Source organism: Herbaspirillum sp. VT-16-41, assembly GCF_001994935.1.
Taxonomy (GTDB): domain Bacteria; phylum Pseudomonadota; class Gammaproteobacteria; order Burkholderiales; family Burkholderiaceae_D; genus Herbaspirillum; species Herbaspirillum frisingense.
On sequence record NZ_MUXB01000020.1, the window covers coordinates 1 to 18,626 of the forward strand.

The 18,626-nt window shown below is 58.9% G+C and carries 21 protein-coding genes; all 21 read left to right on the top strand.

The window, feature by feature from the left end; all coding sequences use genetic code 11:
- The coding region (locus BTM36_RS01830) for a hypothetical protein (protein ID WP_217349524.1) at positions 1-302 on the top strand (302 nt) is incomplete at its 5' end.
- Entirely contained in the window at positions 299-1,747 is a 1,449-nt protein-coding gene (locus BTM36_RS01835) for a hypothetical protein (RefSeq protein ID WP_139347021.1), read from the top strand. The genes BTM36_RS01830 and BTM36_RS01835, both read left to right, overlap by 4 nt.
- Positions 1,748-1,879: 132 nt before the next feature.
- Entirely contained in the window at positions 1,880-2,086 is a 207-nt protein-coding gene (locus BTM36_RS28670; protein ID WP_217349525.1) for an HNH endonuclease signature motif containing protein, read from the top strand.
- A 106-nt stretch (positions 2,087-2,192) separates the two neighbouring features.
- A complete protein-coding gene (locus BTM36_RS01845; RefSeq protein WP_077234979.1) occupies positions 2,193-2,636 on the top strand; it encodes a terminase small subunit in 444 nt (147 codons plus the stop codon).
- Positions 2,637-2,660: 24 nt separating this feature from the next.
- Complete coding sequence (locus tag BTM36_RS01850) at positions 2,661-4,337, top strand: terminase large subunit (protein ID WP_077234980.1); 1,677 nt, start codon at positions 2,661-2,663, stop codon at positions 4,335-4,337.
- Between the two features lie 7 nt (positions 4,338-4,344).
- Positions 4,345-5,601, top strand: a complete 1,257-nt coding sequence (locus BTM36_RS01855) for a phage portal protein (RefSeq protein WP_077234981.1) — start codon at positions 4,345-4,347, stop codon at positions 5,599-5,601.
- Positions 5,579-6,424: a head maturation protease, ClpP-related gene (locus BTM36_RS01860; protein WP_077234982.1), complete on the top strand. Its 846-nt coding sequence runs from the start codon at positions 5,579-5,581 to the stop codon at positions 6,422-6,424. The genes BTM36_RS01855 and BTM36_RS01860 overlap by 23 nt, the downstream gene beginning before the upstream one ends.
- Positions 6,421-7,665 (top strand): phage major capsid protein, encoded by a 1,245-nt coding sequence (locus BTM36_RS01865; RefSeq protein WP_077234983.1) that lies wholly within the window; start codon positions 6,421-6,423, stop codon positions 7,663-7,665. The genes BTM36_RS01860 and BTM36_RS01865 overlap by 4 nt, the downstream gene beginning before the upstream one ends.
- Before the next feature lie 66 nt (positions 7,666-7,731).
- Positions 7,732-8,007 (top strand): HeH/LEM domain-containing protein, encoded by a 276-nt coding sequence (locus BTM36_RS01870; protein WP_077234984.1) that lies wholly within the window; start codon positions 7,732-7,734, stop codon positions 8,005-8,007.
- Positions 8,007-8,351, top strand: coding sequence for a head-tail connector protein (locus tag BTM36_RS01875; RefSeq protein ID WP_077234985.1), 345 nt, complete (start codon positions 8,007-8,009; stop codon positions 8,349-8,351). The genes BTM36_RS01870 and BTM36_RS01875 overlap by 1 nt, the downstream gene beginning before the upstream one ends.
- 1 nt (position 8,352) lies before the next feature.
- A complete protein-coding gene (locus tag BTM36_RS01880; protein ID WP_077234986.1) occupies positions 8,353-8,682 on the top strand; it encodes a phage head closure protein in 330 nt (109 codons plus the stop codon).
- Positions 8,675-9,052: an HK97-gp10 family putative phage morphogenesis protein gene (locus BTM36_RS01885; protein WP_077234987.1), complete on the top strand. Its 378-nt coding sequence runs from the start codon at positions 8,675-8,677 to the stop codon at positions 9,050-9,052. Before BTM36_RS01880 ends, BTM36_RS01885 begins: the two co-directional genes overlap by 8 nt.
- Positions 9,049-9,414, top strand: a complete 366-nt coding sequence (locus BTM36_RS01890; protein ID WP_077234988.1) for a DUF3168 domain-containing protein — start codon at positions 9,049-9,051, stop codon at positions 9,412-9,414. The genes BTM36_RS01885 and BTM36_RS01890 overlap by 4 nt, the downstream gene beginning before the upstream one ends.
- The gene (locus tag BTM36_RS01895; RefSeq protein ID WP_139347022.1) at positions 9,344-9,799 is read left to right on the top strand and encodes a hypothetical protein; all 456 of its coding nucleotides are present in this window, start codon (positions 9,344-9,346) and stop codon (positions 9,797-9,799) included. Before BTM36_RS01890 ends, BTM36_RS01895 begins: the two co-directional genes overlap by 71 nt.
- Before the next feature lie 14 nt (positions 9,800-9,813).
- Positions 9,814-10,128 (top strand): hypothetical protein, encoded by a 315-nt coding sequence (locus BTM36_RS01900; protein WP_077234990.1) that lies wholly within the window; start codon positions 9,814-9,816, stop codon positions 10,126-10,128.
- Between the two features lie 63 nt (positions 10,129-10,191).
- Positions 10,192-10,836: a phage tail tube protein gene (locus BTM36_RS01905; protein WP_077234991.1), complete on the top strand. Its 645-nt coding sequence runs from the start codon at positions 10,192-10,194 to the stop codon at positions 10,834-10,836.
- Positions 10,837-10,882: 46 nt separating this feature from the next.
- A complete protein-coding gene (locus tag BTM36_RS01910; protein ID WP_077234992.1) occupies positions 10,883-13,675 on the top strand; it encodes a phage tail tape measure C-terminal domain-containing protein in 2,793 nt (930 codons plus the stop codon).
- Positions 13,672-14,043 carry a hypothetical protein gene (locus BTM36_RS01915; protein WP_077234993.1) on the top strand — a complete coding sequence of 124 codons (372 nt, stop codon included), beginning with the start codon at positions 13,672-13,674 and terminating at the stop codon, positions 14,041-14,043. The genes BTM36_RS01910 and BTM36_RS01915 overlap by 4 nt, the downstream gene beginning before the upstream one ends.
- Positions 14,040-14,507: a DUF1833 family protein gene (locus BTM36_RS01920; RefSeq protein WP_077234994.1), complete on the top strand. Its 468-nt coding sequence runs from the start codon at positions 14,040-14,042 to the stop codon at positions 14,505-14,507. Before BTM36_RS01915 ends, BTM36_RS01920 begins: the two co-directional genes overlap by 4 nt.
- Positions 14,507-14,896: a hypothetical protein gene (locus BTM36_RS01925; protein ID WP_077234995.1), complete on the top strand. Its 390-nt coding sequence runs from the start codon at positions 14,507-14,509 to the stop codon at positions 14,894-14,896. Before BTM36_RS01920 ends, BTM36_RS01925 begins: the two co-directional genes overlap by 1 nt.
- Positions 14,887-18,603, top strand: coding sequence for a host specificity factor TipJ family phage tail protein (locus BTM36_RS01930; protein WP_077234996.1), 3,717 nt, complete (start codon positions 14,887-14,889; stop codon positions 18,601-18,603). Before BTM36_RS01925 ends, BTM36_RS01930 begins: the two co-directional genes overlap by 10 nt.
- Positions 18,604-18,626 lie beyond the last annotated feature (23 nt).

The window sequence follows — 18,626 nt, forward strand, 5'->3', positions numbered from 1 at the left end:
CCTCGCGAGTTCAGACGGGCTGCAGCATCAGTAACTTAACGATGTCTGAGTGTCCTGAATTGCGGGGGCAACTACAGGGCTTTTTTATTTCTGGTGCTCACATGATCGTCGACATGGGTTTGAATAGTCCGCTGGGTTTGTCGGACACCTGGACGGAATGGTGCGATGTCGAGATCACGAAGGATGGCAGTGACCGGCCTGTGAGCATCGTTGCAACTCGTTCGGATGGCGCGGTCTACACCAAAACCATCGTCTACAGCACCGGCAAGACGAACGTCTCCAAGTGGACGAGGACCGCATGAACATCCTTTCGGCATTAATTCAGGCGTCAATCTGGGGTGGTTCATCTTCTGCGTCCGTTTCCCCCAGCAGTCTTTTCGAAATCAGTGATTGGATCAACAACACTGATCGCCCGAATTTCAAGGTGGGCATGCATGGTGGAAAGCATGACGTCATGCCTCACCGCCCCCAGCGCGTTCGCAGCCTGGGTAACTGGCGCTCCAAGGCGGACGTGTACAACGCCACTGGCGCCTATGTGGATGTGGCGCAAAGCACTCCCTTGTATGGCGCCGTTGGGGGCGCGGAAGTGCAGTTGACCCTTGCTACTGGGAACAGCGCATCAGTTGCCTTTGATGCCACTCAGGTTAAGGGCGCCGGTAACGAAATTGACGTCTCCAATGCAGTCATCGGTTTCGTGTTCCGAGGCATCCTCAATACGAACCTGTACGTTGGCACCTTCAACATCCAGCTGTTCGACACAGGAAGCCCCGCGGCTGTCCCGGCAAGCTATCTGCAGTCCAATAGTACCGGTTTCGAAATGCAGAACTGGAGTACCAACGAAGGGGTTACGGAGGGTCGCGCTCAGCGCCTGGGCATCGATATCAACCAGTTCACCATGACAGGCACGGTTGATAAGACCAAGATCAAGTGGGGTCGCGTCAACCTGGGCGCGTCTGGCGGCACGATCACGATTGCGCCGCTGGGCATTGATGTGGTGCAGCGCGCCAGCACCAAGGGCCGGGTTAGCTTCTCGTTCGATGATGGTGGTTACTCGCAGTATACTTTCCTGGCGCCTCTGTTCCAGCGCTACGGCATGCGTGCCACGGCATATCTGTCGCCCCTGGCCACCATTCTGGGAACTACGAATGCCAACTATCAGACCGTGCAGCAGGTCATCAACCTGCTCGAGCGGTTCAGCTGGCAGATCGGCAGCCAGGGCTTCACCACCGAAGCCGCGACAATTCTGGGCTGGACGAATGATCAGCTCATGGCCGAAGGCAACAAGCTGCGCGCTATGCATGCGGCGCTGGGCGTCTGGGGTGGTATTGACGGCAGCTATTTCGGCGGCGTGAACCATGGCAAGGTCGGTGTCTATGATGCGCTCTTCCGTCGGCATTTCCGCACCATGCGCAGCTTCCGCAATGGTCGAGCATTCGCTGCGGGAGCTATGACACCCATCGGCGAGACGCTGCCATTCGGTGATCCGTCGATCATCCGGGCGTTTAACTTCAGCTCTGGTTATGCCACGGGCGACGCTTACACCATGTGGAAGGGCCTTGTTGACCAGGCCATTGCCAACAAGGGCGTGGCGTTCTTTGCAGGTCATAGCGAATTCACTTCGACCGCGTCCACCCTGTATCCCGACCTGGTCAATCTGTTGTCGTACTGCGAGCAGCAGGTCGCGGCCGGTAACCTGGAATGCAACACCGTCGGGGAGCTTGTGTCGCTGGTCAACACCTATGCGTGAAGTCGAGGGAGCGCGATGGCCAAGCTAACGATGCTGAAGCCTCGCTTGCTCCCGACTTCGACAAGCCGTGTCCCCGTGCAACAAACTGCTGTAGGTGGCACACCGCGGATTCGCGGTCGGCAGTGGATGAAGATGAAGACCGATGCCTTGGTTGCGTCAGATGGCTGGTGTGTCATGTGTCTGGCTGAAGGCATAGAAACTCTTGCTGTTGAGGTGGATCACCGAGATCCGCTGTGGCGAGGCGGCTCCAATGATCAGGGCAATCTCCAAGGTTTGTGCAAGGATCACCATGACGAAAAGACGGCGCGTGAGGCTGCCGAGCGGGCCAGGGGAGGCTGACGCGAGGTCAGCTCCCACCGGGGGTATCGAAAGTTGACGAGGCGAATCCTCGGAAACCGCATTCCCTCCCACGCGCAGAAAAAATCCCCTTTTAGGAGTTTTGTTAATGGCTTTAACAGCTAAGAAAAAGCTGTTTGCCGATGCGGTAATACGCGGGAAGTCCAATAAGGACGCGGCTATCGAGGCCGGTTACAGTGCCGCGACTGCCTCGGCAGCAGGCTCGCGACTTGTTAAAGACCCCGCTGTCGCTGAATATCTGAAAAAGTGCCAAGCGGAAACTAAAGAGGCGCCGCCCAAGCCGGCGGCTAGCTCTTTTGATATCAATCGGGCGCTGCAATACAGTGACCCTCAAGCGTTCTTGTTGGCAACAATGAATGATCCGCTGACCGAGGGTAAGCTGCGCGTCGATGCGGCCAAAGCGCTGATGCCTTTCATGCATCAGAGGTTGGGGGAGGGCGGGAAAAAGGATGCGAAGGACGAGGCGGCGAAGAAGGCGGCCAGCAAGTTCGGCGCGCTGCCTCCACCCCTGAGGCTGGTCAATAAGAGCTAGTAGAAACAATAGACGGAAACTCCGATGCCTGCTTGGTCCACTGCCTGCCCAGACTGGGGCGCAAAACTGAAGGGCGGCGCGTCGATCATTCCGCCGCCCATTTTCCCGGAAGAGGCTGAGCGAGCACTTGCGATCTTCAAGCAGCTCAAGATTGTGGATGCGCCAGGCTCCCCAACGTTTGGAGAGGCGGCCGCGCAATGGGTATTTGATCTGGTTGCATCTGTTTTCGGCGCGTATGACCCTGAGAGTGGTCGCCGGCTGATTACGGAGTGGTTCGTTTGCATCCCCAAGAAGAACAGTAAGTCCAGTTTGGCGGCGGGCATCATGATGACCGCATTGATTCTGAATTGGCGTCTATCCGCCGAATACACCATCTTGGCCCCGACCATCGAGGTGGCTAATAACAGCTTCGCGCCAAGCCGAGACATGGTGAAGCACGAGGAGGAGCTTGATGATCTCTTCCAGGTCCAGACGCATATCAAGACGATCACGCACCGCACTACCGATGCGACGCTGAAGGTTGTTGCTGCAGATGCAAATACGGTTGGCGGCAAAAAGAGTGTTGGTACGCTGATCGACGAGTTGCACCTTTTCGGCGAACAGGCTGACGCGGAGCAGATGTTCCGTGAAGCTATAGGTGGCTTGGCGTCGCGTCCGGAGGGGTTCGTGATCTACCTCACGACCCAGTCGGCAGAGCCGCCGGCCGGTGTGTTTCGCGAGAAGTTGCAGTATGCGCGGGATGTGCGTGATGGAAAGATTCATGACCCTCGGTTCCAGCCGGTGATTTTTGAGCATCCGCCAGAAATGGTGGCTTCGAAGGCCCATCTGCTCAAGGAAAATCTGGCGCTGGTCAATCCGAATCTTGGCTATTCGGTAGATGAGGAATTTCTCTACCGGGAATACGACAAGTCCAAGGCTGGGAGTGAAGAGTCGTTTCGGGGCTTCCTTGCGAAGCATGGCAACGTCGAAATCGGCCTGGCGCTGCGGTCGGACCGCTGGTCAGGCGCTGACCAGTGGGAGGCGCAGGCCAAGCTGCCAGGTCTACAACTGCGCGACCTGCTGGAAGAATGTGAGGTCATCGATGTCGGCGTCGATGGCGGCGGTAATGATGACTGGCTTGGGCTTGCGGTCGCTGGCCGGCATAAGAACACCCGGGAATGGTTGCTATGGACGCACGCCTGGGTCAATCCACCGGCTCTGGAGCTTCGGAAGTCCGAGGTGCCGGCTTGGCGGGACTATGCGAAGTTGGGCGAGCTGACGATTTGCGATTCGGTCGGGCCTGACGTCATCGCGATGGCGGAAATGGTCGCATCCATTGAGCAAGCCGGCCTCCTGGATAAGGTAGGTGTGGACCCTGGCGGTATGGGTGGCATTCTGGACGCGCTGATCGAGGCTGAGGTGCCGCAGGACAAGATCGTAGGTATTTCGCAGGGCTGGAAGCTTGGCGGCGCCATCAAGACCACGGAGCGCAAGCTGGCCGAGGGCGTGCTGGTGCATGGCGGCCAGAAGATGATGAATTACTGCGTCAGCAATGCCAAGGTGGAGCCGAAGGGGAACGCCATTCTGATCACCAAGCAGGCATCTGGTACCGCGAAGATCGATCCCTTGATGGCCACTTTCAACGCAATTTCTCTGTTGTCGCTGAATCCAGCGCCGGCAATCAACACAATCTACGAGCGGCGCGGCATTCGCTACGTGTAAGGAATCCATGGATCTGTTCAAAATTTTTCGCTCGGCGAGTTCGAGCGGGGGAGCAGTGCGCCCACGCGCCGAAGATCCATCGGGCGGACTGGTCTTCAATGGGCTGAATGACCCGGCATTTCTGGAATATGTGAGGGGTGCGCAGGCGGCCGGCGGCCCTGGCGCACTGAAGGCGCTGCGCAATATGGCGGTACTCCGCTGCGTCACGCTGATTTCGGAAGCTATCGGCATGCTGCCGTTCAATCTGATGTACAGCGACCCGGGGAAGGGTAATGCGACGGATCACCCGGCCTTCCGCCTCCTCAAATATCGCCCGAACAGCTGGCAGACGCCGCTGGAATTCAAGCGGCTGATGGAGTTTCACCTGATGTTCAAGGGCAATGCCTATGCCCGCGTCATCAAGTCGGGGTCTCGGCCCATCGCCTTGATCCCGATGCATCCGGATCGAGTGGATCCGCAGCTGTCCGACACCTGGGAAATGACGTATGTCTTCACCAGGAATGACGGGCAGCGCATTGTTCTTCCGGCCAGCGAGGTCTTCCACCTTCGCGACCTGAGCGAGGACGGAATTAAGGGGCAATCCCGCGTCCGCCTGGCTGGCGGCGCAATCGATCTGGCCTTGAAAGCAGAGGAAGCCGCGTCCCGCACCTTCGAATCTGGCGTCATGGCAGGCGGCGCTTTGGAATTCCCGCATGAGTTGTCGGACCGGGCTTATACCCGCCTCAAGGATTCCATGCGCGAGGAGCATAGCGGCGCCGAAAACTCCGGGAAATTCATGATCCTGGAAGGAGGCGGCAAGGCTGGCAAGTTCTCGGACACGGCATCGGCAGCCCAGCATGTCGAGAACCGCGGCATGCAGATCGAAGAGGTCGCCCGCGCTTTCGGTGTGCCTCGCCCGCTGATGATGATGGATGACACCGCCTGGGGCAGCGGCATCGAGCAGCTGGCCATCTTCTTCGTGCAATACGCACTGGCCTTCCGGTTCACGAACTGGGAGCAGTCGGCCGCCCGCGTACTGCTGACCGAGTCCGAACTGGATCAGGTGCAGTTCAAGTTCAACGAGCGCGCTCTTCTGCGCGGGACGTTGGAAGCGCAGGCGAACTTCTTCACCAAGGCGCTGGGCGCAGGCGGTCAGGCGCCCTGGATGACGCAAAACGAGGTGAGAAAGCTCAGCGACCTGCCCGAGTCGGACGAACCACAAGCCACTTCCCTGAAGAATCAAATGTCAAAGGCACCCAACAATGAGCCACCTAAAGCTTCCTGAAATCAAGGCCGACCACCGGCTGAGCGGTGAATTCGAAATGCCGGACGATGCGCTGGAGCGCTGGGACCCCGAGATCCGTGCCGCTAAGGAAGATGCCGACACGTCGATTTCCATCTATGGTGCCATCGGAGATACCTGGGACGGCAACGGCGTGACCGCTCGCCGCATCTCGGCCGCACTGCGCACCATTGGCGAGCGTGATGTTACGGTCAACGTGAATTCGCCGGGCGGCGACTTTTTCGAAGGCGTGGCGATTTACAACCTCTTGCGCGAGCACAAAGCGAAGGTGACCGTCAATGTGCTGGGCCTGGCCGCCTCCGCCGGCTCCATCATCGCCATGGCGGGTGACGAGATCAGGATGGGTGAGGGGACTCACCTGATGATCCACAACGCCTGGGCGGTGGTGGTCGGCAATCGCCACGATCTGGCTGATTCAGCCGAAGTCATGGCGACGTTCGACGCTTCCATGGCGAGCTTGTACGCCGCCCGCACCGGTCTCTCGTCGAAGACGGTAGCCGACATGATGGATAAGGAAACCTGGCTGACGCCGGCAGACGCGATCCGGGACGGTTTTGCGACAGGCATGTTGTCGGCCGCCGATATCAAGGCGGACCCCAAGGCCAATGGCCGCCAGCATGCCAAAGCACTTATCGAAAAGGCCATGGCCAAGGCCGGCTACTCCCGCTCCGTCCGCAAGGACGTTTTCAAGAACCTGTTTTCCGGCACGCCTGGCGCTGCCGACCCACCGGCCACGCCCAGCGCTGGCACCAATGAAATGGCAGCGCTGCTGCAATCCACCATCAACACATTGAAAGGTCAATGATGCAACAATCGAACATCATCACCCGTCGTCGCGGCATCATGGGCGTGCGCGCTGACACCGGCTCCCTGCCGCCTGAGCTGCGCCAGTCCGTGGAGGCCATGAACAAGGCTTTCTCGGACTTCAAGGCCGAGCACACCAAGCAGCTGGACGACATCCGCAAGGGCCTGCCGTCGGCTGACCAGACCGCCAAGGTCGAAAAGATCGGCGCCTTCATGGACGAGCTGCAGAAGCAAATCGCAGATGCCCATACCAAGATCGCCGCTTCCCAGATGAACGGTGGCGAAAAGAAGCTGCGCGACGCCGAATATACCGGCGCTTTCCAGGCCCACATGCGCTCCGGTGATGTCCAGGCTGCTCTGAGCAAGGGCTCGGCGGAAGACGGCGGCTACACCACGCCCATCGAATGGGATCGCACCATCATCGACAAGCTGGTTCTGATTTCGCCCATGCGAGGACTCGCATCGGTCATGAGCACATCCAAGGCCGGTTTCAGCAAGCTGTTCAACATGCACGGTACGGGCAGTGGCTGGGTCGGTGAGACTGCCGCCCGCCCCGAGACCAACAGCCCGAAATTCAAGTCGCTGACCTTCTCGCACGGCGAAATCTATGCCAATCCGTCGGCCACCCAGCAGCTGCTGGACGATTCCGAGATCGATATCGAGAAATGGCTGGCGGGCGAAGTTGAGACCGAGTTCGCCAAGCAGGAAGGCGCGGCCTTCGTCTCGGGCGACGGCACCAACAAGCCCAATGGCGTACTGACCTACGTGACCGGTGGCACCAACGCCGCCTTGCACCCGCTGGGCGCTATCGGCCTGGTCAACAGCGGCTCGGCCGCCGCCCTGACTTCGGACGGCATCATCGACCTGATCTACAGCCTGCCCTCGGCGTTCGCTGGCAATGCCAGCTTCATCATGAATCGCAATACCCAGGGCGCCATCCGCAAGCTGAAGGATGGTCAGGGTAACTACCTGTGGCAGCCGTCCTACATCGCCGGCCAACCAGCGACCCTGAATGGTTACCCGCTGGTCGAGGTGCCGGATATGCCGAACATCGCCGCCAATGCCGTGCCGATCCTGTTCGGTGACTTCAAGCAGGGTTACCAGATCATTGACCGTATCGGCATCCGCGTGCTCCGCGATCCGTACACCAACAAGCCCTATGTGCAGTTCTACACCACCAAGCGCGTGGGCGGCGGCCTGCTCAACCCTGAGCCGCTGAAGGGCCTGAAGGTCTCGGCCTAATCAGGTCAGGGTCAATCTGAGGGGGAGGGCGCGATTCGCGCTCTTCCTCTTTCATAGGAGAAATGTATGAGCTTGCGAGTTTTTGCGAAGGCATTCGAAGGCGTGCGCGATGGGGAAATCTATCCGTCGCAGTTCTCTAAGGGCGATGAGTGCCCGCCCGAGCTGGTGGCGGGGGCGCTTGCTCTCGGCGCCTTGGAGCGCGCCATTGATGAAATGACCGTCCCACAGCTGAAGGCGGCGCTGGATGATCTGAAGATCACCTATGCCCAGAACGCCAAGAAGGAAGAGCTGGTCGAGCAGTTGAAGGCGGCCGAGCAATCGAAGGCGGCAGAGGCGAACTGATGGGCCTGGTCAGCAGGGACATTGCGCTCCAGCATTGCAAGGCAGATTCGGGCGCCGAAGATGAGCTGATGGATATTTACCTGGCTGCAGCGGAGCAGGCGGCTGCGGATTATCTGAATCGGCAAATTTTCGCGGACCAGGCTGCGCTTGATGCTGCGGTAGCGGCCGGCACCGGTGGCGTCGAGCCCATCGTGGTGGATGCAGCCATCAAGGCCGCGATCTTGCTGACCTGCGGGCACTTGTACGCCAATCGGGAGGATGTGGTGATTGGTGCGAGCGCAGTGGCTCTTCCCAACGGTGTGCAAGCCCTGTTGCGCCCGAAACGTAACAACATGGGGCCATAGCATGCGCGCCGGAAAGCTGAATCAGCGCATCACCATCCAGTCGCGCTCTGCTGCCAATGACAGCGTCGGCCAGCGGGTTCTCGTGTGGGGCGAATTCGCCAGGATCTGGTCGGACGTGCGCCTGCAGAATGGCAAGGGAGTTGTCACGGCTGGGAGGGAGGCCGGGGTGATCGCTGGAAGCATGCGTATCCGCCCGCGCAGCGACCTCACCACTGACATGCGCGTGCTCTGGGGCGGCCAAATTTTCGATATCAAGGCTATCGTGCCTTTCCCGGATGGCATGAGGGACTGCATGGACTTGGTCGTCGAGTCGGGAGCAAACAATGGCTGATTTCTCAGGAATGGCAGAACTGGAGGCGGCTATCGCAGCCAAGATCCGTCAGGCGCAGGCCGCGCTACCGGAGTTGGTCAAGGCTGGTGCCGCGCCTATCTTTCAAGAAATCGACAAGCGCATGCCACGGGATACCGGGGCTACCGAGCACGCGCTGGAGACCACTGTCGTGGTCTCCGGTCAGGCTGCAACGGCAACGGTGCAAGTGCGGGATTCCGCCGTCGGCGAGGTCAATGAGGCCGCCGTCTTCCTGGAGTTCGGCACCAGCAAGATGCCGGCAGAGCCCTCGTTTCGCCCTGGCTTCAGTGCCGGAAAGGACGCTGCAGTGCAGGCAGCATCCGCCACATTGAAGGTAGCGCTGGAAAAATGACCCTCGAAGAAACCATTGTCGCCGCTATCCAGACTGTTCCAGCCTTGGCTGCGCAGCCGATCCGCCCGAATGCGGCCGATGATGCCGATCGGGCGCCGTATGTCATCTACCGGCAGGTCGGAGGCCGTCGCGAACAGGTTCTGCGCGGAGATTGCGGCCTTGCCAATCCCCGAGTGCAGATCGATGTGTATGCGGAGACTGCTTTGCAGGCAGCCTCCCTTAAAAAGGCGATCCGTACCGCGATCCTCGATACGCCAGCGCTCAGCGCAACCCTGATTGACGAGGGCAGCGGTGAAGACCCTGCCTCAAAGCTTCAAAGACAGCGCCAGGACTTCTCGTTCTGGTTCCAAGACCCCAATTGAAAGGAAAGCCATGATTTTGAACCGCGATTCGCTGCTGGAAATGTTCAAGGCCAAGACCGTTACCGTCGATATCGAGCCCGGCCAATCGGTCACCCTGCGGGAATTGACTGTGCGCCAGATTGAGCAGGCCCGCGAAGAGCAGAAGGCAGCGGAGGCCGACAAGCAAAAGCCTGCTGCGCCGTTCGGCCTGCGCCTGCTGTCCTGGTCCCTGGCGGATGCCGAGGGTAATCGGATGCTGGAATCGGCTGACATTGAGCAGCTGCAGCAGAGCGGTAACCAGCATATCGAGCATCTGGTCGGCAAGGTGCTGGAATTGAATGGCTTCTTGAAGGTGCCGGAAAAAAACTCCGAAGCGACGAAGACCGTCGCTTCCAATGCCGACTAGCACTCGCCCTCGGCATGTCGCTCGGCCAAGTGGCGGCGATGCCCTCCAGTGAATACGAAACCTGGCGAGAGTTCTATGAAATCGAGCCGTGGGGGCTGGCGGTTCACGACAGCTTAGCCGCCGGCCTGGCCACTTTGCTTGCGAATGTGCATCGCGATCCCAAGGCGCGGCCGAAGCCGTTCCAGCTCCAGGAGTTCCGGTTGTTCAACGAGCCGGCTCCAGAGGCGGAGGGGGTTGTATCCACTTCTGAGGGCCTGCTGGCGTCTCCCGAGCAGCATTCGGACATGGTGTTGGCGCTCTTCGCCGGCATGAACGTCATCCGCGCATAGTTTTATCTGTTTTTCTCAATCGGGCTACCTGTTGCGGTGGCCCTTTTCTTTTTAGGAGTCCTCATGACGTCCACCGCAATTTCCGCTCAAGGCACCAAGCTGGAAACCGAAACCGGCTCTGGCGGAGCCAAGAACATCACCGGCATCCAGCCCGGTTTCCCCACCATCATCACCATTGCCGCACACGGCTTCAACGGCGGCGATGTGTTGGCGCTGGCCGGCATCACCGGCAGCATTTCCGCGAAGCTCAATGGCCTGTCCTTCCCAGCCACGAACAAGACCACCAACACCTTCGCGGTGCAAGTCGATACCACCGGCCTGGTCTACACCAATGGTGGTACCGCGACCCCTTCGACCTACACCGAGGTCATCAATGTCAAGTCGTTCAATGGCTTCGACGGCGCTGCCAGCGAAACCGACGTCACGAACCTGCGTAGCGTGGCCAAGGAAATCATGATCGGCCTGCAGGACTTCGGGAAACTGAGCCTGAACATCAATCCCGATTTCGCTGATCCGGGGCAGAGCGCAATGCGCGCAGCACGTGCCGCCAGCCTCAAGCGCTGGTTCAAGTTGACCCTCCCGAACGGCTACATCGCCGCCTTCCAGGCCTTCGTGAAATCGATGCCCTGGCAAGGCGGCGTGGACGCTGCCGTCGAAGGCACCTGCGAGCTGCGCATTTCGGGTGATGTGACCATCACCGCACCGTAATAAACCGGGCCTGCCTTGCGCAGGCCGCAACCTTCAAGGAATCGTGATGAGTGGATCGCTTGGAAATTTGCAGATCAGCGTCACTGCAAATATTGCGGGCCTGACCTCCAATATGGATCAGGCCGCACGGGTTTCCAAGGCGTCCATGGTGGCGTCGGCGGCATCGGTCAACGACTTCCGGACCAGCGTGCAGCAGGCCGCAAACGACTCGCAGCTTGCTGCGCAGAGCATTGCCTCCAATATGGAGGCGGCCAATGACGCCATCATTTCCAATTCGCAGAAGTCTGCGGCGGCGATCCAGAGTGTCGCTGATACGGCGAATAAGGCTGATTTTCAACCGATGAGCGACCGCTTGGCGGAGGCGGTCGGGCGCGGCATCGGCGCCGGCATCGTTGCGGCCGAAAAGGGCTGGGACACCTTCGTCGAGTATTCCAAAACAAAGGCCGTGATTGTCGGCCTGGCCGTGAGCGCGGCCTTTGCCGCAGTGGGCCTTGGCGCGATCTACACCGCGTATAAAGTGATTTCCGGCTCTCTTGGCTTCATTACCGGGCTGCTAACCGGTGACAGCTACAAGAGCGACAACATCGACGCCCTGATCGAGGCAAACAATCAGGTCAAGGAAATCCAGAAATCCCTTGCGCTGACCGCGCAGGAGGCTGCGGCCACGAATGCAGCGCTGGCTGCGCTCGGCGTGGACAAGTCCGCTTACATCAGCACTTTCCAGGCTGCAGCCGATGCGGTCCACGAGAACACGGACGAACTGGATCGGCTGGGCGTGGCGTACAAGGATGCGCAGGGAAAGCTGCTGCCCTTGTCGGACGTCATCAAGAACGCGAATGATGTCCTGGCCAGCTATACCGAAGGCTGGGATAGGAACAAGGCGGCGACCGCAATCGGCCTGGGTAGTGCGGCTGATGTGGCGGCGGCTGCGACCGTGACAGCGGAGAAAATCGAGGAGGCGCGCAATCGCCTGAACGATTACAACCTCGGCATCGGCACGGAGTCTCAAGCAGCCGTCAAGGCCTACGAAGATGCCATGCGTGCCTTCAACCGGGAAACCGAGTTGACCTCGCAGGGCTTCAAGCGGGCGGTGGCTGACAACATCATGCCGTTGTTGACCGACCTGGCGGAGTTCTTCAAAGAGGGCTTCCCTAGCGCGGTCAATGCGTTCCGCTATTCCATTGCGACCGTCACGACCCTCTTCTATGGCCTGAAAGAGGCCATTTACATCGTCGCCGAGTCGATTCTGGGCAGTATCGATGCTATTGCGAGGGGTGTGACCGGCTTGGCGGTGGCCGCAGCCAAGGCCCTGACCGGTGACTTCTCCGGCGCGCAAGAGGCAATGGTCTCTGGCTGGAACGAAGCCAAGGACCGAATGGCGCAGATCGGCGCCAACATTGTCGCGCAGCATCAGCACAATGCGGCAGCAGTGCGCCAGGCGTGGGCGATGGATGACCGTGCAGCGCCGGCAGCGGCGGCCGCCAAGGGTAAGAGTTGGGTTCCTCGTCCGGATGATCAGGGTGCGACGGAGGCGCGTGCCGCCGTCGATCCGTTCGACAAGGAAATCATGAATCTAGACCGGACAAAGGCCAGTCTTGATTATGTGATTGCCAACTTTGATAAATTCTCGGGGAAGGTGAAGGAATCGAAGGCCGCGATGGCGGAATTCGATGTGACCCTCGGCAAGTATTCTGACAAGCAGCGGGAATCGGAAAAATTTGCCCCCCTCACGCCAGAGCAGAAGGCCCAGTACATCGAGAAAAGCAAGCTGATTGACGAGGCGGTGCAGAAAGAGCGCCAGCTGCAGGTCCTTCGCCAGTTCGACAAGTCGGCCGACGAGCTGGTTTTCCGGGAAAAGCAGAACCTTGATGCACGGCGCCAGGATATCGATCTGATGGGGCGGAGTCAGCTGGAAATTGCGAAGCTGACCGAGGCGCGGCGCATCGACGCCGAAGTTCAGGCACTGATCTACAAGACTCAGCTGGATCTCGGCAAGGAAGGGCTCACTATCACGCAGCAGCAGATCGATTCGATCAACCAGCGTGCAGAAGCCGCGAAGGCGGCGAGCCTTGAACTTATCGAGAAACAGGACCAGAAGGCGCGAGATCCATGGTTTAACGCCACGGAGTCGGTTCGAAAATATGGCGAGGAGGCTGCTAACGTCGGCGCGCAGATCGGTAGCGCAATGACGAATGCCGCTAAAACCATGGAAGACGCCTTCGTTAAATTCGCCACGACCGGCAAATTTTCCTTCTCCAGTCTGGCCAATTCCGTCATTGCGGACATCCTGAGAATGCAGGCGCGGGCTGCGGTATCCGGCGTCATGGGCTATCTCACCAGCATTGCTGGTGCATATTTCGGCGGGCCGTCCGCAGCTGCGGCGGCCCCTGGTGCCGGCGATATCCTGGGTGGCGCCATTCAGTTTGCGGCCAATGGGGGGTATATCAGCGGCCCTGGCACGGGGACATCGGACGATATTCCGGCCCGCCTGTCTGACGGCGAGTTCGTCGTCAACGCAGCGGCGACCGCTCGCAACCGATCCTTGCTGGAAGCGATTAACTCTGGACGTCGTTCCACTGGTGAACTTCGCTTTGCTGCTGGAGGATATGTGGGTTCGGGCTCTGCTTCTCAGGTAGGCGGAAGCGCACCAAATGTGCAGATCGTCAACCAATCAGGTACTCAGCTGGACGCATCTGCTCAGATGGATGGCAGTGGAAATCTGATTGTCACCTTAACGAAGTTGGTATCGCAGTCCATTGCTAATGACATCCTCAGTGGTACGGGTGATGTAAATCGCTCGCTGAAGAGCCGCTATAACCTCAAGGCACCTTCCGCATGACAACTACATTTCCCGATTACGCAAAGATCCAGGTCGATACCTTCCAGGAATCTCCTGGCTCGGTCATGAAGCGAACGGCAATGGATCGTGGGGTGCCAAAACAGCGGCGCGTGCAAAGTGATGTGCTGGTGACGGTCTCATTCTCTGTATTTCTGACAAGCCTGGAGGATCAGCAGGGATTCGAGGATTGGTACTACGGTGATGCCGGGATGGGGACGGTGTGGTTTGACTGGCTAGATCCACGCACGAACATTATTCGTAGCGTGCGCGTGGTCGCGGATTCACTCGGTCCACTGAAGCAGCTCCAGCCATTGGCGATTGGTCTGGGTAGCCGGTCTATTCAGCTTGAGTATGTGAAAAACCTATGACTTCGGCTAATTTTTTGGCGGGCCGGCAACGGGTCGATGATCGGAGCGGAATTCTTCAGTTTCTCGCGCTTGAACATCCCAGTTTCAGTGCGCCGGTCTACTTGGTCAACGATACACGCGATTGGGTGAGCAATGGACGTACCTATACCAGCTATCCATTTCGCTTCAGCTACCCACAGGACAGCGCTGACGAGGCCCCGCAGGCCAAGATCGAAATCGACAACGTCGGTCAAGATTTGGTGGGAGAGCTGGAGGCTCTGCCTCCTGGTGCTTGGCTTAGCGCCACAGCGTCCATCGCTGATCGCGCTACCCCTGATGTCATTGACTGGAGCTGGAAGGTGCCGCTGGTCTCTATTTCTGTTACGCCAGCATTGATCACCGGAACACTTTCTGTGGACTGGCTGTTGCGACAGAAGGCGGTGCGCCTGGTTCATGATCCGAGTACCTCACCGGGGATTTTCTAATGGTCGCCGCACGCGATCTTGACCGCTATATAGGTCGGCCCTATGACGCTCAGACGTTTGACTGCGCCGACCTGGCTGTGCTCGTTCAGCGCGAGTTATTCGGTCGGCAGATCACGCTGCCTGCCGATCGTCTGCGTCGACATGCCCAGGTTGCCAGTCTGGCGCGCTATCGGGATGCCTTGGCAGTAGTGATTGGCCCAGAGGAGATCAGCGACGGGGATGCCGTGCTGATGAAAGGCGACTCACTACACATTGGCACATTGTTCTACCTCGCCGGCTCCTGGCGCGTGCTGCACAACAGCCACGCCCTGGGCGGCGTATGGCTACACAAACTCGCGGATCTGCGTTTGTTTGGCCTGTTTATCGAGGGTTTCTATAGATGGAAGTAATCGACTCTGTCGGCAACGTGATATGCCGGTTGGATGACCGGGAGCAGACGTCTGCACTGAGCACCGGTCTTATCGTTACTCCACACCCGGTGACGCTGGATGGCCAGCGGATTGCCGCAGAATCGCTGCTGCACGGGGAAACCCTGTTGGCCTTTCTGGAGCGTGTCGCGCCGGACGTTGTCGCAGGAAACTGGGCTGTAGCGATCAATGGTAGCGAAGTGCCGGCAAGATTTTGGTCTCTTACCCGTCCGAAGGCGGGCGTGATTATTTCTTGTCGCCGTCTGGTGCGCCAGGATGTGCTGAAGATAGGCGCACTGATAGCAATCTCGTATTTCACGCTCGGCGCAGGCGGATTGGGTGCCGGTGGCCTCTTCGCAAGCGGAGGTCTGATTGGTGGCGGCTTCTTGGCTGCAGCTGGCGCTTTCATTGCGGGGACGATGCTGGTCAACAAAATGCTCGGCCCGAAACAGCCGGATGCTGCGACGTTGCAGAGCCAGGCGGCAGGTAAGACGTACAGTCTTTCCGGTGGAAGTAACCAGCGTCGTCCCTATGAGCCGCTGGGGCTGCTGTTTGGGGAGGTGCGAGTTTCTCCTGATTTCTCTTCGCAGCCCTTTGGCTGGTTTGAGGGAAAAGAGCAGTACCTCTATGAGAACCTGCATGGGGGTATCAATTGCGGTTCGGTCTCGGATGTGCGGATCGGCAAGACACCGCTGACCAGCTATTCGGATTGGGATTCGGCGGCCACAGGGTTCTCCGCCATGCCTGATCAGCCACTGTTGAACTGGGCGAACGTGGACACGATTGCCGGCGCGCGCCTGACCGGTGGCCCGGATCTGGGTGGGTGGCAGGACTACACACCCGGAGAATGGGTAACTCGCACTACTTCGGCCGGAACGGTCTTCATTCAGGTGGATATAGAAGGCTCGCTCTATTTCACCGCTGACAACGGCAGTGGGGAGGAGCGCACTGCAGATATCGAGGTTCAGCACAGGCTACTTCCTGATGGAGATTGGGAGTTGCTGGAATTGAAGCGCTATCGTAGTTCCAGGACAGATCCAATCCGCGATACGCTGAATTACAACCTGGCCGAAGGCCAGCATGAGATCCGGATCAGGAAAAACACGACCGATAAGAATATGGGGCGTGAGCAGAATACCTTTGCCTGGTCTTATTTGAAGAGCATCCAGCGTGACGGGGGTTACTACACCGGTATCGGTCGCTTCGGACTGAAGATTCGGGCGTCCGGGCAGATCAATGGCACGCTGGACACGGTGAATTGGTTGGCGCGGGCGAAGGCTGTTTCGCTTTGGAACGGCTCAGCCTGGGTGACGGCCGCCACCCGGGCAGAGGGTCTGAACAACCCGGGTGCTTTGATGTTGCAGTACATACGCGGTATCTACGACAGCGAAGGCCGGCTACAGGCCGGCATGGGTCTTTCGGATGACATGATCGATCTCGAATCCCTCCAGGGCTTCATGGTCCGCTGTGCGGCAATGAGATTTACGTTTGACTGGTATGTGGATCAGACGACATCGCACCAGGAGGTGCTGAGCAATATGGCGGCCGCCGGGATGGGGAGCGTTGCCTGGCCTCGCGGAAAGCTCGGTGTGATCTGGTTTCAGGAGAATGAGCCGGTTAGCGGTGTGGTTAATATGGCGACCATGACGGCAGGCTCGTTCAAGATCGACTACCTGACGCTCGATACCGCCGATGGCTTGGAGTATCAGTATTTTGATCGCGCCCAGGACTTCACCTGGGTTCCTGTTCGCGTGAAGTCACCAGGCGTAGATGTGCCTCTCAACCCGTCCAAGATCACCTCGGTTGGCGTGACAGAGGAGGTGCATGCGGCACTTCTGGCCCGCTTTCACATGGCGCAGAGCATCTATCAGCGCAAGTCAATTTCTTTTACGACTGACCTTGAGCACCTGACCTATCAGCGAGGTTCGGTGTTGATGCTGAGCCACGACGTGACGCAATGGGGCTATGGCGGACGCCTTCAAGATGCTCGTACTGAGGCTGGCCTGGTGCATCTGACGCTTGACGACTTTCTGCCTAGCGGTGGCGGTGGGTATATCGGATTGCGGCTGCTGGGTGATCGGAGCTATACCGTCTTTGCAGTGCAGGCGCTGTCGGAGGAAAGCCGGGAGATCGTTTTAGCCACCGCCTGGCCTGAGCTCCTTCCATTTCCGGGGACTGGCGGGAGCGCTGTTCACGATGTGATCTGGATCTACGATTTCAAGACGACACCAGGCTATCGCGTTCGGGTGACGGAGGTTCAGCCGGATGCGGACTTGGCGACCGCGTCCGTCACATGCGTTCCAGAGGGGCCAGAGTTCTGGAACTACGTACTCAACGGCACCTATGAGCCACCTCCAAATCAGTCCCTCCTGCAAGGATTGCCACAGGTCCAGAGGGCGCAGATATCGGAGCAGTTGGACCGGCAGGGAAATACCTTCGCTCTGACACTGACGGCCACGCTCGATATTGTCGGCAGCTTTGCCAGGGCTGAGATATGGGGAGGCCTCGGTGGGGCCAGCGCTGTATTGCTGGGCTCCACAGAAAACCGGGAATTCAAGTTTGCGGCAGGCCTGGATGACAAGTGGGATCTGACGATTCGACCATTCGATGGCCTGGGAAGATTGGGCAAGCCTCTGCAGGTGCATTACGAGGTGGTTGGCCTGCGCTACCCGCCCAGCGATGTGTCGTGGCTATCGATCAACGGAAATACGTTGACATGGCAGACCGTTAGTGATGCTGATCTCGCCGGCTACGTCATCCGATTCCATTACGGATACAACCGATCGTGGGGCGATGCCAATCCGCTGCATGAGGGCATCGTGACGGCAACGCCTTACACGCCGGACGTCACGCCGCAAGGCCCGGTGACCCTGATGATTCGCTCGATTGATACGACGGGCAATCTTTCGGTTGGAACGGCTTACCTGCAAACCGGTTTCGGTGACCCGATAGTGGCCAATGTCGTCCAGACCGTCGATTTTGCCGCCTTGGGATTTCCGGGCGTCGTCATCGGTGGTTCGGTTGAGGGTGGCCATCTCAAGGCCAACGGCACCAGCGTGTTCTTCGGCAACGACCTTGGCAGCTTCTACAGCCAGATGGGTGACACGGAGTTTTATCAGGATCAGTTCGAAAAGCTGGTCTACGAGACTTCGTCCTTCACTCCGGTGGTGCAGGCACTTGGTTCGAATATGACGCTGGATTGCGATCTGCTGGGCGGCGCTCGCTCTATCGAATATCGCGCATTTGACGGCGAGTCGTTCTATGGGGTCGATCCTACCGCGCTGTTTTATTCGAAGGCCGACAGCGAAACGTTCTATCCAGCGCCGCCGGATTATCAGCCCTGGCCCGGTGCCGTGCAGCTGCAGGCGCTCAGCTACCAATTCCGCTTGACGGTGGAGCAGGGCGGCACGCGCGGCGAGATTGATGCCTGCGCGGCAGTGATTGACGTGCCGGATATCGAGGAGAGTTTCAGCCTCATTGATATTCCCGCGGGCGGTGTGCGGCTGCCGATCCGGAAGAAGTACATGGCGATCACCAACGTGCAACTGACATTGCACTCCGATAGTTCGGACGTCGCACAGATCAAGTGGATCGACAAGAACCCTGTACTGGGACCGCTGGTGGTTGCCTTAACCAGCGCTGGTGTCCCGACGGCAGGGAAGGGCGATGCCCGAATCCAGGGATATTAAACATCGAGGGAAATATGACAGCA

What these genes read in the sequence shown, in the direction of transcription:
- BTM36_RS01850 (WP_077234980.1), top strand. Translation starts at nt 2,661, where the DNA reads ATGCCTGCTTGGTCCACTGCCTGCCCAGACTGGGGCGCAAAACTGAAG.
- BTM36_RS01915 (WP_077234993.1), top strand. Translation starts at nt 13,672, where the DNA reads ATGACAACTACATTTCCCGATTACGCAAAGATCCAGGTCGATACCTTC.
- BTM36_RS01920 (WP_077234994.1), top strand. Translation starts at nt 14,040, where the DNA reads ATGACTTCGGCTAATTTTTTGGCGGGCCGGCAACGGGTCGATGATCGG.
- BTM36_RS01845 (WP_077234979.1), top strand. Translation starts at nt 2,193, where the DNA reads ATGGCTTTAACAGCTAAGAAAAAGCTGTTTGCCGATGCGGTAATACGC.
- BTM36_RS28670 (WP_217349525.1), top strand. Translation starts at nt 1,880, where the DNA reads ATGAAGACCGATGCCTTGGTTGCGTCAGATGGCTGGTGTGTCATGTGT.
- BTM36_RS01905 (WP_077234991.1), top strand. Translation starts at nt 10,192, where the DNA reads ATGACGTCCACCGCAATTTCCGCTCAAGGCACCAAGCTGGAAACCGAA.
- BTM36_RS01885 (WP_077234987.1), top strand. Translation starts at nt 8,675, where the DNA reads ATGGCTGATTTCTCAGGAATGGCAGAACTGGAGGCGGCTATCGCAGCC.
- BTM36_RS01865 (WP_077234983.1), top strand. Translation starts at nt 6,421, where the DNA reads ATGATGCAACAATCGAACATCATCACCCGTCGTCGCGGCATCATGGGC.
- BTM36_RS01855 (WP_077234981.1), top strand. Translation starts at nt 4,345, where the DNA reads ATGGATCTGTTCAAAATTTTTCGCTCGGCGAGTTCGAGCGGGGGAGCA.
- BTM36_RS01930 (WP_077234996.1), top strand. Translation starts at nt 14,887, where the DNA reads ATGGAAGTAATCGACTCTGTCGGCAACGTGATATGCCGGTTGGATGAC.
- BTM36_RS01860 (WP_077234982.1), top strand. Translation starts at nt 5,579, where the DNA reads ATGAGCCACCTAAAGCTTCCTGAAATCAAGGCCGACCACCGGCTGAGC.
- BTM36_RS01880 (WP_077234986.1), top strand. Translation starts at nt 8,353, where the DNA reads ATGCGCGCCGGAAAGCTGAATCAGCGCATCACCATCCAGTCGCGCTCT.
- BTM36_RS01900 (WP_077234990.1), top strand. Translation starts at nt 9,814, where the DNA reads ATGTCGCTCGGCCAAGTGGCGGCGATGCCCTCCAGTGAATACGAAACC.
- BTM36_RS01870 (WP_077234984.1), top strand. Translation starts at nt 7,732, where the DNA reads ATGAGCTTGCGAGTTTTTGCGAAGGCATTCGAAGGCGTGCGCGATGGG.
- BTM36_RS01910 (WP_077234992.1), top strand. Translation starts at nt 10,883, where the DNA reads ATGAGTGGATCGCTTGGAAATTTGCAGATCAGCGTCACTGCAAATATT.
- BTM36_RS01890 (WP_077234988.1), top strand. Translation starts at nt 9,049, where the DNA reads ATGACCCTCGAAGAAACCATTGTCGCCGCTATCCAGACTGTTCCAGCC.
- BTM36_RS01925 (WP_077234995.1), top strand. Translation starts at nt 14,507, where the DNA reads ATGGTCGCCGCACGCGATCTTGACCGCTATATAGGTCGGCCCTATGAC.
- BTM36_RS01875 (WP_077234985.1), top strand. Translation starts at nt 8,007, where the DNA reads ATGGGCCTGGTCAGCAGGGACATTGCGCTCCAGCATTGCAAGGCAGAT.
- BTM36_RS01835 (WP_139347021.1), top strand. Translation starts at nt 299, where the DNA reads ATGAACATCCTTTCGGCATTAATTCAGGCGTCAATCTGGGGTGGTTCA.